Annotated in this window: 11 protein-coding genes; 6 read left to right on the top strand and 5 right to left on the bottom strand. The window is 70.9% G+C overall.

From position 1 onward, the window contains the following. A complete protein-coding gene (locus tag ACZ6J5_RS05135; protein WP_469387754.1) occupies positions 1 to 1014 on the bottom strand; it encodes a metal ABC transporter substrate-binding protein in 1014 nt (337 codons plus the stop codon). A gap of 165 nt (positions 1015 to 1179) precedes the next feature. Here ACZ6J5_RS05135 and ACZ6J5_RS05130 point away from each other — a divergent pair, with 165 nt between their 5' ends. After that, on the top strand, positions 1180 to 2559 hold the full coding sequence (locus ACZ6J5_RS05130; protein WP_469387752.1) for a glycine--tRNA ligase: 1380 nt from the start codon (positions 1180 to 1182) through the stop codon (positions 2557 to 2559). Positions 2560 to 2682: 123 nt separating this feature from the next. Here the strand turns inward: ACZ6J5_RS05130 and ACZ6J5_RS05125 are convergent, their stop codons facing one another. From ACZ6J5_RS05125 to ACZ6J5_RS05115, 3 genes are all read right to left on the bottom strand, one after another. Continuing rightward, positions 2683 to 3270 (bottom strand): TetR/AcrR family transcriptional regulator, encoded by a 588-nt coding sequence (locus ACZ6J5_RS05125; RefSeq protein ID WP_469387750.1) that lies wholly within the window; start codon positions 3268 to 3270, stop codon positions 2683 to 2685. Positions 3271 to 3287: 17 nt separating this feature from the next. Further along, positions 3288 to 4322 carry an aldo/keto reductase gene (locus tag ACZ6J5_RS05120; protein ID WP_469387748.1) on the bottom strand — a complete coding sequence of 345 codons (1035 nt, stop codon included), beginning with the start codon at positions 4320 to 4322 and terminating at the stop codon, positions 3288 to 3290. Between the two features lie 227 nt (positions 4323 to 4549). Further along, positions 4550 to 6022: an MFS transporter gene (locus tag ACZ6J5_RS05115; RefSeq protein ID WP_469387746.1), complete on the bottom strand. Its 1473-nt coding sequence runs from the start codon at positions 6020 to 6022 to the stop codon at positions 4550 to 4552. A gap of 52 nt (positions 6023 to 6074) precedes the next feature. Between ACZ6J5_RS05115 and dusB the strand changes: the two genes are divergently transcribed. The 3 genes from dusB (at position 6075) to ACZ6J5_RS05100 (ending at position 11957) form a co-directional block, all read left to right on the top strand. After that, positions 6075 to 7292 (top strand): tRNA dihydrouridine synthase DusB, encoded by a 1218-nt coding sequence (dusB, locus tag ACZ6J5_RS05110; RefSeq protein WP_469387744.1) that lies wholly within the window; start codon positions 6075 to 6077, stop codon positions 7290 to 7292. Between the two features lie 367 nt (positions 7293 to 7659). Continuing rightward, a complete protein-coding gene (ppdK, locus tag ACZ6J5_RS05105; RefSeq protein ID WP_469388651.1) occupies positions 7660 to 10371 on the top strand; it encodes a pyruvate, phosphate dikinase in 2712 nt (903 codons plus the stop codon). 563 nt (positions 10372 to 10934) lie between these two features. After that, positions 10935 to 11957 carry an ArsR/SmtB family transcription factor gene (locus ACZ6J5_RS05100; RefSeq protein WP_469387742.1) on the top strand — a complete coding sequence of 341 codons (1023 nt, stop codon included), beginning with the start codon at positions 10935 to 10937 and terminating at the stop codon, positions 11955 to 11957. On the opposite strand, the gene ACZ6J5_RS05095 is transcribed toward ACZ6J5_RS05100, so the two are convergent. Beyond that, positions 11927 to 13084: a PhoX family protein gene (locus ACZ6J5_RS05095; protein ID WP_469387740.1), complete on the bottom strand. Its 1158-nt coding sequence runs from the start codon at positions 13082 to 13084 to the stop codon at positions 11927 to 11929. The two genes, ACZ6J5_RS05100 and ACZ6J5_RS05095, sit on opposite strands and share 31 nt — an antisense overlap. Before the next feature lie 255 nt (positions 13085 to 13339). Between ACZ6J5_RS05095 and ACZ6J5_RS05090 the strand changes: the two genes are divergently transcribed. Further along, a complete protein-coding gene (locus tag ACZ6J5_RS05090; protein ID WP_469387738.1) occupies positions 13340 to 14920 on the top strand; it encodes a right-handed parallel beta-helix repeat-containing protein in 1581 nt (526 codons plus the stop codon). A gap of 104 nt (positions 14921 to 15024) precedes the next feature. Beyond that, positions 15025 to 15435, top strand: a complete 411-nt coding sequence (locus tag ACZ6J5_RS05085; RefSeq protein WP_469387736.1) for a VOC family protein — start codon at positions 15025 to 15027, stop codon at positions 15433 to 15435. The last annotated feature ends 2 nt before the right edge of the window (positions 15436 to 15437 follow it).

The raw sequence follows: 15437 nt of genomic DNA, 5'->3' as shown, positions 1-15437 counted from the left end.
TCACTTCGCGCCGAGGGCCTTCTGCAGCGCGACGAGGTTGGACCGCATGACCTCGAGGTAGTCAGCGCCCTTGGACTTCTCCGTGATTCCCTCCAGGGGGTCGAGCACGTCGGTCTTGAGACCGGTGTCGGCCGCGAGGGTCTTGGCGGTCTTGTCGCTGGCGAGCGTCTCGAAGAAGACGGTGGTGACCTTGTCCTTCTTCGCGATGTCCTGAAGCTGCTTGATGCGGGCGGGGCTCGGCTCGGACTCGGGGTCGATGCCGCTGATGCCCTCCTGCTTCAGGTGGTAGCGCTCGGCGAGGTAGCCGAAGGCGGAGTGGGTGGTGATGAAGGTGCGGGTGGTGGTGTTCTTGAGGCCGGTCTCGAACTGCGTGTTCAGCTCGCCGAGCTTCTTCACCAGGGCGTCGGTGTTCTTCTTGTAGTCGGCCGCGTGGTCCGGGTCGGCCTTCTCGAAGGCGGCGCCCACGCCCTTGGCGACCTCGGCGTACTTCACCGGGTCGAGCCAGATGTGCGGGTCGGTGCCGTCCTGGGAGGTGTGGGAGTGGCCGTGACCGTGGTCATGGCCCTCGTGACCGGCCTCTTCGGCGCCGTGGTCGTGGCCCTCGTGGCCGTGGTCGTGGCCGACCTCGGTGCCGTGCTTCTCCAGCTTGGTCAGGGTGGCCGCGTCGACGGTGTGCTTCACGCCCGCCTGGGCGACGGCGTCGTCGACGGCGGGCTGGATGCCCTTGAGGTAGAGGACGACGTCGGCCTCGCCGAGCCGGCCGATCTGCTTGGGCTTGAGCTCCAGGTCGTGCGGCTCGACGCCGGGCTTGGTGAGCGTGTCGACGGCCACATGGCCGCCGCCTATCTGCTCGGCCAGGTACTGCATGGGGTAGAACGACGCCACCACGTCCAGCTTGTCACCGTTTCTCCCGTCGGCCGCGTTCGAGGTACCGGAACAGGCGGAGAGGGTGAGAAGCCCGAGGGCGGCGGCTCCGGCGACGGCGGTGGTGGGTATCAGGCGTCGTACGTTCATGACACTCATTTTCAACAAAGATGGAAACGGTTGTCAATTGCCGAACGCTTCGTCCCGCTGTGTTCCCGGCCACTCCCGGCCGACGGGGAACCGATTTGAAAGAGGGGGTGCGGGCGCCGGTAACCTGTGGCATTCGCACTTCGTCGTCGTAATGAAGAGAGCACCGTGGCCGCCGACAAGATCGACACCATCGTCAGCCTGAGCAAGCGCCGTGGCTTCGTCTACCCGTGCAGCGAGATCTACGGCGGTCAGCGTGCCGCCTGGGACTACGGACCGCTGGGTGTCGAGCTCAAGGAGAACCTCAAGCGTCAGTGGTGGCGCTACATGGTCACCGCCCGCGAGGACGTCGTCGGCATCGACTCGTCCGTCATCCTGGCCACCGAGGTCTGGGAGGCGTCCGGGCACGTCGCCACCTTCACCGACCCGCTGACCGAGTGCACCTCCTGCCACAAGCGCTTCCGCGCCGACCACCTGGAGGAGGCGTTCGAGGAGAAGCACGGCCGTCTCCCCGGGAGCCTGACCGAGCTCAACTGCCCCAACTGCGGCAACAAGGGCACCTTCACCGAGCCCAAGAACTTCTCGGGCCTGCTCTCCACCCACCTCGGCCCGACCCAGGACACCGGCTCCGTCGCGTACCTGCGCCCGGAGACCGCCCAGGGCATCTTCACCAACTTCGCCCAGGTGCAGACCACCGCGCGCAAGAAGCCCCCGTTCGGCATCGCGCAGATGGGCAAGTCCTTCCGGAACGAGATCACTCCGGGCAACTTCATCTTCCGCACGCGCGAGTTCGAGCAGATGGAGATGGAGTTCTTCGTCAAGCCGGGCGAGGACGAGCAGTGGCAGGAGTACTGGATGGAGCAGCGCTGGAACTGGTACACCGGCCTGGGTCTCCGTGAGGAGAACATGCGCTGGTTCGAGCACCCGAAGGAGAAGCTCTCCCACTACTCCAAGCGCACCGCCGACATCGAGTACCGCTTCTCCTTCGGCGGCAGCGAGTGGGGCGAGCTGGAGGGCGTCGCCAACCGCACCGACTACGACCTGACGGCCCACTCCAAGGCCTCCGGCGCCAGCCTCCAGTTCCACGAGCAGGAGTCGGGCGAGCGCTACACGCCGTACGTCATCGAGCCGGCGGCCGGTGTCGGCCGGGCCATGCTCGCCTTCCTCCTCGACGCCTACATCGAGGACGAGGCGCCGAACGCCAAGGGCGTCCTGGAGAAGCGCACCGTGCTGCGCCTCGACCACCGCCTGGCCCCGGTCAAGGTCGCGGTCCTGCCGCTGTCCCGCAACGCGCAGCTCTCGCCGAAGGCCAAGGGCCTCGCGGCCGACCTGCGGCAGAACTGGAACATCGAGTTCGACGACGCCGGCGCCATCGGCCGCCGCTACCGTCGCCAGGACGAGATCGGCACCCCCTACTGCGTCACCGTCGACTTCGACACCCTCGACGACAACGCGGTGACCGTGCGCGAGCGCGACACCATGAAGCAGGAGCGCGTCTCCCTGGACCAGATCCAGGGCTACCTGGGCAGCCGCCTGCTCGGCTGCTGAGTCCGGCACGACGTACGGGAAGGCCCCCGGTTCCGCTGAGGAACCGGGGGCCTTCCCGTGTCTCCGTCCGTGTCTCCGTCCGTGTCTCCGTCCGTGTCTCCGTCCGTGGACCCGGAGAGTCCGCTACGGGCGCAGGCCGCGCAGCAGCAGGCCGACCACCGACTCGAACTCCGCCTCGATCGCGGGCCGTCGCCACTCCGGCGCGTAGGCCGGGTCGTGGAAGCGGGCGGTGGCGTGGAAGAGCGCGCGGGCCGTCGCGTCCGGGTCGGCGGCGGTGAACTCGGCCTCGCGGGCGCCCTCCTCGACGATCGAGCGCACCTGGCCGATCAGCACGTCGACGTGCTGGTCCACCACGCCGCTGTTCTCGTCGATCAGCACCCCGTAGGTCGCGAACAGCTCCGGGTCGTCGCCCGCCTTGTGCCGCTTGGCCTCGAAGAGGGTCGAGAACCAGGAGTGCAGCTTCTCCGGCGCGGGCGTGCCCGGGGTGCCGGTCAGCTCGGCCAGGACGGTCTCGGTGCGCGAGAGCCAGCGCTCGGTGACCGCCTCGCGCAGGGCCGCCTTGGTGCGGAAGTGGCGGTAGACGCTGCCGTGGCTGACGCCGAGCACCCGGGCCACGTCCACGACGGTCGCCTTCGCGGGGCCGTAGCGGCGCAGCACCTCCTCGGTGGCTTCGAGGATGCGCTCTGCGGTCAGCGTTTCGGTGGCGGCCATGGCACCGACACTACCGGTCAGTGCTCGCTGTCCAGGTGGGCCATCTGGGCCTCCGGGTAGCGCTCGCCGGCCGCCGCGCCCGCCGGGACGGCCTCCTCGATCGCCGCCAGGTCGGCCGCGTCCAGGGTCACCTCCATCGCGCCGAGCGCCTCGGCCAGCCGGTCCCGGCGGCGGGCGCCGATCAGCGGGACGATGTCCGCGCCCTGCCGGGGGCCCTGGGCGAGGACCCAGGCGATGGCGGTCTGGGCGACCGTCACGCCCTTGGCCTCGGCGACCTCGCGGAGCCGGTCGACCAGGTCCAGGTTGCGCGACAGGTTCTCCCCCTGGAAGCGGGGGGACATGCCGCGGAAGTCGCCCGCGCCGAGCTCCCGGTCCCGGGTGAAGTGGCCGCTGATCAGGCCTCGGGAGAGGACCCCGTAGGCCGTGACGCCGATGCCGAGCTCCCGGGCGGCCGGCAGGATCTTCTCCTCGATGCCGCGGGAGATCAGCGAGTACTCGATCTGGAGGTCGGAGATCGGGGCGACGGCCGCCGCCCGGCGCAGGGTGTCGGCGCCGACCTCGGAGAGGCCGATGTGCCGGACGTGACCCGCCTCGACCAGCTCGGCGATGGCCCCGATCGTCTCCTCGATCGGCACGTCGGGGTCGACGCGGGCGATCCGGTAGATGTCGATGTGGTCGGTGCCCAGGCGCTGGAGCGAGTAGGCCGCGAAGTTCTTCACGGCGGCGGGGCGGCCGTCGTAGCCGCTGAAGCCGCCCTCCACCGTGCGCAGGGCGCCGAACTTCACGCTGGTGAGGGCCTGCTCCCGGGCGGGCGCGGGGGCGGTGCGCAGCGCCTCCTGGATCAGCAGCTCGTTGTGCCCCATGCCGTAGAAGTCGCCGGTGTCCAGCAGGGTCACCCCGGCGTCGAGGGCGGCGTGGATGGTCGCGATCGACTCGGCGCGGTCGCTCTCGCCGTACAGCGCGGACATGCCCATGCAGCCGAGGCCGAGGGCGGAGACCCGGGGGCCGGTGGTGCCGAGGGAACGGGTGGGGAGGGGGGTCGTGGTCGTCATGCCATCAACCATGGCATGACCGATGACAGATTTCAATATCTGTCATTCACTAGTCCTCTCGTTCACCCCGACGAGTGCGAGCGGCGTCCCGTCCCGCCGGTCGGTGCGCGGCTCGTGCCGGGCACCGACGTCGAGGAGTGAAGGGGCGCGAGCACCCGCGGCAGCATCAGGGCCGTCGCGGCACCCTGTGCCACCCGCGCCCCGACCAGCTCCAGGAGCGCCGGGGCTCAGGCGGACGGCGTCCTCGCCGGCGCCTGACGGTCCGCGTCCTCGGCCGCCATCCGCCGGGCCGCCCGCTCCGCCGTCCCGCGCGCCCACGCCCCACTGGTCAGTGCCCCGGCCGCCAGGACGCACAGCCCGCAGCCCGTGATGATCCAGTACGCCAGGCCGCTCGCCGCCGCGAAGCCGTCCAGGGACCTCGCGTGTGCCGCCGAGGCCAGCCCCGCGCTCAGCACCGCGCCCGCCACCGCGACCCCCAGCGTCTGGCCGATCTGACGGCTGGTGGAGGCCACCGCCGCCGCCACCCCGGCCTGCGCGCGGGGCATCCCGGACACCGCCGTGTCGGTGATCGGCGCGTTCACCATGCCGAAGCCGATGCCGAAGACCACGTACCCGGTGAACAGCAGCGGCGTGCTCCGCTCCGCGTCGAAGGCGGCGAACAGCAGCGCCCCGGCGGCCATCGCCGTCCCCGAGGCCAGCAGTGAGGGGCGCGGCCCGCGCGCCCCCACCAGGCGCCCGGACAGCGGCGCGAAGACGAAGGTCATCGCCGCCATGGGCAGCATGAAGAGCCCGGCGTGCAGGGCCGACAGGCCCCGGACGTCCTGGAGGTAGAGCGTGTTCAGGAAGAGGAAGCCGCCGAGCGCGGCGAAGGCGCAGACCGCGATCACGGTGGCGCCGCTGAACGGGGCGCTGCGGAAGAACCGCAGGTCGATCAGCGGCTCGCGGCGGCGCGGCTCGTAGACGAGGATCCCGGCCAGCGCCACGGCCGCCACCCCGGCGAAGACCGGGCTGGTCTCGATGATCGCGTACGTGAGCGAGGCCAGCAGCAGTGTCACCAGGACCTGGCCCACCGGGTCCGGGCGACGGGGCCGGGGCGCGCGGGACTCGGGGACGTACCGCAGGGTGAGCAGCAGCGCGGTCAGGCCGATGGGCAGGTTGACCCAGAAGATCGCCCGCCAGCCGACCGACTCCACCAGCAGCCCGCCGACCAGCGGCCCCGCGGCCATGGAGACGCCCACGACGCCGCCCCAGACGCCGATGGCCCGCGCCCGCTCCGCCGGGTCGGTGAAGGTGTTGGTGATGATCGACATGGCGACCGGGTTGAGCATCGAGCCGCCCACCGCCTGCACCATCCGGAACGCGACCAGCGCCTCCAGGCTGGGCGCGAGGGAGCAGAGCAGCGAGCCGAGCACGAAGACCACCAGCCCGGTGGTGAAGACCCGGCGGCGGCCGATCCGGTCGGCGGTGGAGCCGGCGAGCATCAGCAGCGAGGCCAGCACCAGGGTGTAGGCGTCGATGGTCCACTGGAGCCCGGAGACCGAGGCGTCCAGGTCGCGCTGGAGGGAGGGCAGCGCCACGTTGAGCGCGGTGTTGTCCAGGCTGACGATCAGCAGGCTCATGCAGCAGATGCCCAGGACCAGCAGCCTGCGCCGCCGGGGGAGCGGCGCGGCGGCGGGCCGTGGCGGTGTGCGCTCGGACATGTGCGGATAGTACGGCTGTCTAACGACCTCCGCAGTGCGCGACAATGGGCGGATGACCGCGCTCTCCCCGCTCTCCGGCTCTCCGGCGTCGTCGGCGCCTTCCGCGCCCGCTGCGTCTCCGGTGTCTCCGGCGTCTTCTGAGTTCCCGCCCCTCGCCATCGGGCCGCACATCGTGCAGCCGCCGGTGGTGCTCGCGCCGATGGCCGGCATCACCAACGCCCCCTTCCGCACCCTCTGCCGTGAGTTCTCCGGAGGGAAGGGGCTGTTCGTGAGCGAGATGATCACGACGAGGGCGCTGGTCGAGCGCAACGAGAAGACCATGCAGCTCATCCGGTTCGACGAGACCGAGAAGCCGCGGTCGATCCAGCTCTACGGCGTCGACCCGGTGACCGTCGGCAAGGCCGTCCGCATGATCGTGGACGAGGACCTGGCCGACCACATCGACCTGAACTTCGGCTGCCCGGTGCCGAAGGTGACCCGCAAGGGCGGCGGCTCCGCGCTGCCGTACAAGCGCCCGCTGCTGCGCGCGATCCTGCACGAGGCCGTGACCAACGCGGGCGACCTGCCGGTCACGATGAAGATGCGCAAGGGCATCGACGACGACCACATCACCTTCCTGGACGCCGGGCGGATCGCCGTCGAGGAGGGCGTCACGGCGATCGCCCTGCACGGCAGGACGGCCGCGCAGCACTACGGCGGTACGGCGGACTGGGACGCGATCGCGCGCCTCAAGGAGCACGTGCCGGAGATCCCGGTGCTGGGCAACGGCGACATCTGGTGCGCCGACGACGCCCTGCGGATGATGCGCGAGACCGGTGTCGACGGCGTCGTCGTGGGCCGAGGCTGCCTCGGGCGGCCCTGGCTCTTCGGGGACCTGGTGGCGGGCTTCGAGGGCACCGGCACGTACGCGCAGCCGGGGCTGCGGGTGGTCGCGGACACGATGGTGAGGCACGCGCGGCTGCTCGGGGAGTGGCTGGGCGACGAGTCGCGCGGTGTCGTCGACTTCCGCAAGCACGTGGCCTGGTACCTCAAGGGCTTCTCCGTCGGTTCGGAGATGCGCAAGAAGCTGGCCATCACCTCGTCGCTGGACGAGCTGAGCGCTCAGTTGAGCGAGCTCGACCTGGACCAGCCCTGGCCGGTGGGTGCGGACGGCCCCCGGGGTCGTACGTCCGGAAATGGGCGGGTCGTCCTGCCGGATGGCTGGCTGAAGGACCCGTACGACTGCGCCGGGGTGAGCGAGGACGCGGAGCTGGACACGTCCGGCGGCTGAGACGGGGCCGTCTTCCGGGCCCTTTCCGGCGAGTGATTCTCGCCACCCTTGATAGGGGTAGTGCTCAGATGAGCATGTTACGGGCCCGTCTCCCGCTTGAAGGGTGGCACGGAGTGCCACCCTTTTTGCGTTCAAGAGTTGAACACAGATGGTCATTTGAACGCTCATGTGAGCGGCGAAGCTCTGGAATGAGTCAACTCGACTTCGGGGCCTGAAAGCGGAAGCTACCGGTCGGTTACTTTCGATGTGCTGGCGGACGGGTGGTTAAGACCGGATGACCGGTAGGCGTACCTCCCCAGAAGCCTTCGATCTGGGTATGTTCCTCGCCGTCAGGGCAGCCAACCGAGTCGTCGAGGAGTCGGGACCCGTGTCGGAAATTAATGATCAGAAGTTCGTCTACGACTTCACCGAGGGCAACAAGGACCTGAAGGACCTGCTCGGTGGCAAGGGCGCGAACCTCGCCGAGATGACCAACCTCGGCCTGCCGGTTCCCCCCGGCTTCACGATCACGACCGAGGCCTGCAAGGTCTACCTGGAGAGCGGCTCCGAGCCGGTCGAGCTCCGCGACGAGGTCACCGCGCACCTCGACGCCCTGGAGCGCCGGATGGGCAAGAAGCTCGGCCAGGCGGACGACCCGCTGCTGGTCTCGGTCCGCTCCGGCGCCAAGTTCTCCATGCCCGGCATGATGGACACGGTCCTCAACATCGGCCTCTCCGACGTCTCCGTCGAGGGCCTCGCCGCCCAGGCCGGCAACGCGCGCTTCGCCTGGGACTCGTACCGCCGGCTCATCCAGATGTTCGGCAAGACCGTCCTCGACGTGGACGGCGAGCTCTTCGAGGACGCCCTGGACGAGGCCAAGGCCGCCAAGGGCGTCACCAGCGACACCGACCTCGACGCCGAGGACCTGAAGCGGGTCGTCGAGCACTTCAAGCGGATCGTCGGCACCGCGACCGGCCGCGACTTCCCCCAGGATCCGCGCGAGCAGATGGACCTCGCCATCGAGGCCGTCTTCAACTCCTGGAACACCGACCGCGCGAAGCTGTACCGCCGCCAGGAGCGCATCCCCGGCGACCTCGGCACCGCCGTCAACGTCTGCTCGATGGTCTTCGGCAACCTCGGCCCCGACTCCGGCACCGGCGTCGCCTTCACCCGCGACCCCGCCTCCGGCCACGAGGGCGTCTACGGCGACTACCTCCAGAACGCGCAGGGCGAGGACGTCGTCGCCGGCATCCGCAACACCGTGCCGCTCGCCGAGCTGGAGTCGATCGACAAGAAGTCGTACGACCAGCTCATGCAGATCATGAACACGCTGGAGACCCACTACAAGGATCTCTGCGACATCGAGTTCACCATCGAGCGCGGCCAGCTCTGGATGCTCCAGACCCGCGTCGGCAAGCGCACCGCCGGTGCCGCCTTCCGCATCGCCACCCAGCTCGTGGACCAGGGCCTGATCGACGAGGCCGAGGCGCTCCAGCGGGTCAACGGCGCCCAGCTCGCCCAGCTGATGTTCCCCAAGTTCGACGAGAAGGCCAAGGTCGAGCAGATCGGCCGGGGCATCGCCGCCTCCCCGGGCGCCGCCGTCGGCAAGGCCGTCTTCGACTCGTACACGGCCGTCAAGTGGTCCCGCTCCGGCGAGAAGGTCATCCTGATCCGCCGCGAGACCAACCCGGACGACCTGGACGGCATGATCGCCGCCGAGGGCATCCTGACCTCCCGCGGCGGTAAGACCTCGCACGCCGCCGTCGTCGCCCGGGGCATGGGCAAGACCTGTGTCTGCGGCGCCGAGGAGCTGGAGGTCGACACCAAGCGCCGCCGCATGACCACCGCCTCCGGCGTGGTCATCGAGGAGGGCGACGTCGTCTCCATCGACGGCTCCACCGGCAAGGTCTACGTCGGCGAGGTGCCCGTCGTACCGTCCCCGGTCGTCGAGTACTTCGAGGGCCGGATGCACGCCGGCGCCGACGACGCCGACGAGCTGGTCCAGGCCGTCCACCGGATCATGGCCTACGCCGACCGCGTCCGCCGGCTCCGCGTCCGCGCCAACGCCGACAACGCCGAGGACGCCTCGCGCGCCCGCCGCTTCGGCGCCCAGGGCATCGGCCTGTGCCGCACCGAGCACATGTTCCTCGGCGAGCGCCGCCAGTACGTCGAGCGGCTCATCCTCGCCGACACCGACGAGGAGCGCGAGGAGTCGCTGAAGGCGCTGCTCCCGCTGCAGAAGCAGGACTTCGTCGAGCTCTTCGAGGCCATGGACGGGCTGCCCGTCACCGTGCGCCTGCTCGACCCGCCGCTGCACGAGTTCCTGCCCGACATCACCGAGCTCTCGGTGCGCGTCGCCCTCGCCGAGGCCCGCAAGGAGCCGCACGAGAACGACCTGCGCCTGCTCCAGGCCGTGCACCGGCTGCACGAGCAGAACCCGATGCTGGGCCTGCGCGGCGTCCGCCTCGGCCTGGTCATCCCCGGCCTGTTCACCATGCAGGTCCGCGCCATCGCCGAGGCCGCCGCCCAGCGGATCGACGCCAAGGGCGACCCGCGCGTCGAGATCATGATCCCGCTCGTCGGCACCGTCCAGGAGCTGGAGCTGGTCCGCGAGGAGGCCGAGGAGGTCATCGCCGAGGTCCGGGCGCAGACCGGCATCGAGCTCAAGCTGGCCCTGGGCACCATGATCGAGCTGCCGCGCGCCGCCGTGACCGCCGGTCAGATCGCCGAGGCCGCCGAGTTCTTCTCCTTCGGCACCAACGACCTCACCCAGACGGTCTGGGGCTTCTCCCGCGACGACGTGGAGGCCAGCTTCTTCACCGCGTACCTGGAGAAGGGCATCTTCGGCGTCAGCCCCTTCGAGACCATCGACAAGGACGGCGTCGGCGCCCTGGTCCGCAGCGCCGTCGAGGCCGGCCGCGCCACCCGCCCCGACATCAAGCTGGGCGTCTGCGGCGAGCACGGCGGCGACCCGGAGTCGGTGCACTTCTTCCACGAGGTGGGCCTGGACTACGTCTCCTGCTCGCCCTTCCGGATCCCGGTGGCGCGCCTGGAGGCCGGCCGCGCGGCGGCCGAGTCGAAGGGCAGCGACAGCCGCTGACCCGATGACCACCGGAGCCGCCGTCCGTCCCCGACCCTCAGTACCGATGGGCGGCGGTTCCGGTTCGCAAGAGGGGCGGGGCGGACACCTTGTGCGGAGGTGTCCGCCCCGTCGTATTTCGTCCGGGGCGCTTCCGGACACGGCGTTACATGATCGTTGGATATATGTGAGTTCCTGTTCAAGTCCATGCGCGAATGCGGGGCATCGGATTATTGGACATTGAACGACAATGGGCCTTGTCGAGCGCTGTTCAAACGCCGTTGAACTTTCGCAAAGAATGAGACAGGCGCGACCTCCGGATCCCCACCCGGAGGCCGCGCCCATTTTTCATCGGGCAGCTGAGCCGTAACCTCGCCGACCGCCGCCGGACGAGACGAAGCCCCCCACGGTCTTCGCCACGTCACCTCGGTCCTGAAGGTTTCCTGCCCGACACGCACAGCTTTTCGGTTGACCGGCGTTCGCCGCGAGGCTTTTCAAGTGTGGCTGAAACACCCTGGTAACGTGCAGTGATGCTGTGCATACTCGACGTCGGGGGTGGTTGCGAGTGCACAGGTGGGGGTTCGATGCTGCGGATTCATTTCAGCGGAAACGATCTGGCGGGGGTCCGGATGGCCGCCCAGCCGGACGTTCTCTGGGAAACGATTCTCAGTTTTCACCGTTTAAGGGACCGGCGTGGCCCGATGGTCTACGGCGAATGGCGGTCGGAAGCCCGCGTACGGCTGGGCGCCGAGACCCGGCTGCTCGCCGCGCTCGTTCCGGGCCGCGGCTATTTCCCCGACTTCCTGACCCCGCCGCAGGGCGTCCTCGGAGTCGATGAGGGGCTCGACGCGATACGCGCGACCCCGCCCGGCCGGATACACGCCGAGCTCGCTCTGCTCGGCGCCACCCGGGCCGGCCGCCCCGCCGTGCCCGCCGCGCTGCGGGCCCTCGCCGAGGGCGCCTCGGAGCCCCTCGGGCGGCTCGTCGCGGCCCTCCGCGGCTACCACCGCGCCGCCGTCGAGCCATACTGGTCGCACATCCGGGCCAGGGTCGAGGCCGACCGGGCGCTGCGCGGGCGGGCCCTGCTCGACGGCGGCGCGGAGGAGCTGCTGGACTCGCTGCCGCCGATGCTCCGCTGGCGCAGCCCCGTCCTGGAGGCCGACTACCCGGTCGAGCGGGACGTGTACCTCGACGGGCGCGGGCTGCTGCTCCAGCCCTCCTACTTCTGCCGGGGCACCCCGGTCGTGCTCCGCGACCCCGGGCTGCCGCCGGTCCTGGTCTACCCGGTGACCCACTCCGAGGCGCCGGCGGTGCGCGAGCCGGGGCTGCCCTCGCTCGCCAAGCTCGTCGGCCACACCCGCTCCGCCGTCCTCAGCGCCATCGGCGAGGGCGGCACCACCAGCGAGCTGGCCCGCCGGGCGGGGGTCTCCCTCGCCTCCGCGAGCCAGCACGCGGGCGTGCTGCGCGAGGCCGGTCTGGTCACCACGCTGCGGCACGGCAACGCGGTGCTGCACACCCTGACCCCCCTGGGCGCCGCCCTGCTCGGCGGCGCCCGGGCCCCCCGCGAGACGCGCTGCTACGCGCGGAACGGGCCGGTCACCTCGTAGGTGATGCCGCCCGAGGAGCTGCCGCTGGTGCCGCGCTGGCTGGAGAAGTAGAGCCGCCGCCCGTCGGGCGAGAAGGCCGGTCCGGTGATCTCCGAGCCGGACTGGCCGCCGATCCGCAGGAAGGGCGCGACGACGTCGTCCGGGGTGATGACGCAGATCTCCATGGTGCCGCCGTCCTCGGCGACGTACAGGTCGCCCGAGGCGGTGCCGGTGATGTTGTCGACCCCCGTCAGAGGGGCGCCGCCGCCCGTCACCAGCGAGTCGTCGTAGGCCAGTTCGTACGTCCCGGCGGCCACGTTCAGCTGCCAGACCCGGTTGTCGCCCTTGGTGGTGAACCAGACGGTGTCGTCCGCGTAGTGGCAGCCCTCGCCGCCGTTGAAGCGCTTGGCGCCGGAGACCTGGGCGCGGGTGGTGGTCGGCGAGCCGTCCGGGTCCGGCACGGTCTGCCAGGTGAAGGAACCGGAGGTCGCCGTGCCCGCCTTGAGGACCTGGAGGGTGCCCGCGGACAGGTCGCCCCAGGTGGCCGGGACGAAGCGGTAGAGGCAGCCGTCGGTCTCGTCCTCGGTCAGGTAGACCACCTTGCGGACCGGGTCGGCCGCCGCCGCCTCGTGCTTGAACCGGCCCATGGCGTCCCGGCGGTAGGCCGTGCCGCCCCAGGGGTTCGACTCGTAGACGTAGCCCAGCGACACCTCCTCGCAGGACAGCCAGGTGTTCCACGGGGTCTTGCCGCCCGCGCAGTTCTGCCGGGTCCCGGACAGCACCCGGTAGGCGCCGGTGACGGCGCCCGAGGCGTCGAAGCGGACCGCGCTCGCGCCGCCGCCCGGGTTGATCTCCGAGTTCGACACGTAGATCCAGCCCGTGCCGTCGGCGAAGCAGGCGCCGCCGTCCGGGGCGCTGTGCCAGGTGTACGAGGTGCCGGGGACCGCCTGGCCGGACCGGGCGATCACCCGGCTGGTGAAGCCGGCCGGCAGCTGGATACCGTTCGCGTCGGCGGCGCCGAGCGCCCCGTACGGGCCGACGCCGGGCTGGGCGGGCGCGGCGAAGGCCGCCCCGCGCCACAGGGTGCCGCCGAAGACGGCGGCCGAGGTGCCGATGACCGCTCCACGCAGGAAACCGCGTCGCTCCACGTTCCACTCCCGTTCGAGGTGTGAACCGCCCCGCCGCGCCGGTCGGCGACGGGGTCGCGCGCCTCCGGAACCTAGGAGGGGCGGGTCAACGGAGAGATGACGGGACGTCAACGCGTGGTGACGGATGGGAGGCGAGGGGCCCCTGCGGCGGGCCGGGGCCGGGCTGACGTAGCCTCCTCGTCCGGTACGCGCACGGAACGCGTATGCGGGACGCCCGTACGGAACGCCCGTACGGAACACGAGGGGGAGCGCAGCGTGGAGCGCCGTTCACTGATGCTGGCCATGGGCGGATTCGTCGGGGCGTGGGGCGGCGGCGCCGTCCTCGGCGCGGCACCGGCCTCGGCGGCCGAGGCCACCGCCGGGACCGTGATCGACGTGACCGCCCGAGGCGCCGTCGGCGACGGGGTCGCCGACGACACGGCCGCCTTCCGGAAGGCCGCCGCGGACCTGAGGGCCGTGGGCGGGCCGGCGACCCTGCTGATCCCGCCGGGCACCTACCGGACCGGCACCGGCCTCGTCGTCGGTGCCGGGGCCACGGTCCTCGCGTACGGGGCGCGGATCGTCAGGACCGGGAACACCGGCGGGCTGCTGAAGAACTTCGACTCCGTCACCTCCGTCACCGGCTACCGGGGCGCGGGCTCCATCGCCGTCCTCGGCGGCACCTGGGACATGCGCGGCGCCGAGTTCACCGCCCAGAGCGACGCCATGGGCTTCGCCCACTGCGAGGGCGTCCTCGTCATGGACTGCACCTTCGTCGACACCCCCTCGGCGCACGCCGTCGAGCTCAACGCGGTCCGCGACGCCGCCGTCGTGAACTGCGTCTTCGACGGGCACCACCCCGGCGACGGGGCGAGCCTCACCACCAAGGAGGCCGTCCAGATCACCTGCGCCACCGAGGGCAACCTGCCCGCCCCCGCGTACGACGGCACCCCCTGCGAGGACATCCTGGTCACCGGCTGCACCCTGCGCCCGGGGACGGCCACCGGCCCGTTCGGCGCGCTGTGCGGCGACCACTGGGGCGCCAAGGGCGTGACCCACCGGCGGATCCGGGTCATCGGCAACACGGTCGAGAAGAGCGGGGCGTACGGGGTGCGGGCCGCCGACTGGCGGGACTCGGTCATCGCCGACAACGTGATCGGCGGCACCGCCTCCCACGCGGTCTACCTCAACTCGCCCCAGGGCAACGCCCTCGACGGCGTCACCGTCACCGGCAACACCCTGCACGACATCGAGGGCGGCGGCGGCATCACGGTCACCGTGCCGGCCGGCGGCGCCCGGCACCGGGCCGTCACCATCGGCGGCAACACGATCCGCTCGGTCAGGGGCGAGGCCGGGATCTACGCGAGCCAGACCGACGGCCTCACCGTCAGCCGCAACACCGTCACCACCACCCTGCGCACCAGCCCCACCGGCAACTGCCAGGCGATCCACGTCCAGTCCTCGCCCGGCGCCCTCGTCGTCGGCAACCAGGTCTCCGACGTGCAGGGCGACGGCATCGGCGTGGACTCCGCCGCCACCGGCGCGCTCGTCGCCGACAACACCGTCCTGACCACCACCGGCCACGGCATCAGCGCCGGCGTCGACGGCGCCACCCTGCGCGGCAACCGGATCACCGGCGCCGCCGCCCACGCCGTCCGCGTCGGCGGCAACGCGGCCGGGTCCTTCGTCCAGGGCACCACCGTGACCGCCGTCGGCGCCGGCGGCACGGCGCTCGGCGTCATGGCCGGCTCCACCGGCACCTGGCTGGTCGGCAACGACCTGACCGGGCGGGGCGCGGGGGTGCCCGGAATCGTGGACTCCGGGACCGGGACGACCTCCGTCCAGAACGTCGTCTGAACGAGATTCGAAGAAATCTCCGGCGCGGCGATGAGTTTTCCCGCCGCGCCCTGTCTTCACTCTCGTAAGCACCGGTACGGAAGAGACAAGAGAGAGACGACACCATGGCTCAGATGATCTTCGTGAACCTGCCCGCCAAGGACCTCGACGCCACCAAGGCCTTCTGGAACAAGCTGGGCTTCTCCTTCAACCCCCAGTTCTCGGACGAGTCGACGGGCTGTCTGGTGATCAGCGACACGATCTTCGCCATGCTGCTCACCGAGGAGAAGTTCCGCACCTTCACCGCGCCGGGCAAGGAGATCTCCGACGCGACGAAGAACACCGAGGTGCTGATCACCCTCAGCCGCGACAGCCGCGAGGCCGTCGACGAGCTGGCCGACGCGGCCCTCGCCGCCGGCGGCGGCGAGGCCAAGGAGCCGATGGACCACGGCTTCATGTACGGGCGTTCGTTCAGCGACCTGGACGGGCACCACTGGGAGGTCTTCTGGATGGACCCGGCCGCCGTCCAGGGCTGAGC

It is taken from the genome of Streptomyces sp. NPDC042100 (assembly GCF_055582325.1).
The sequence above is the reverse complement of the archived record's forward strand: the minus strand, read 5'-3'. Positions and strand labels throughout refer to the sequence as shown.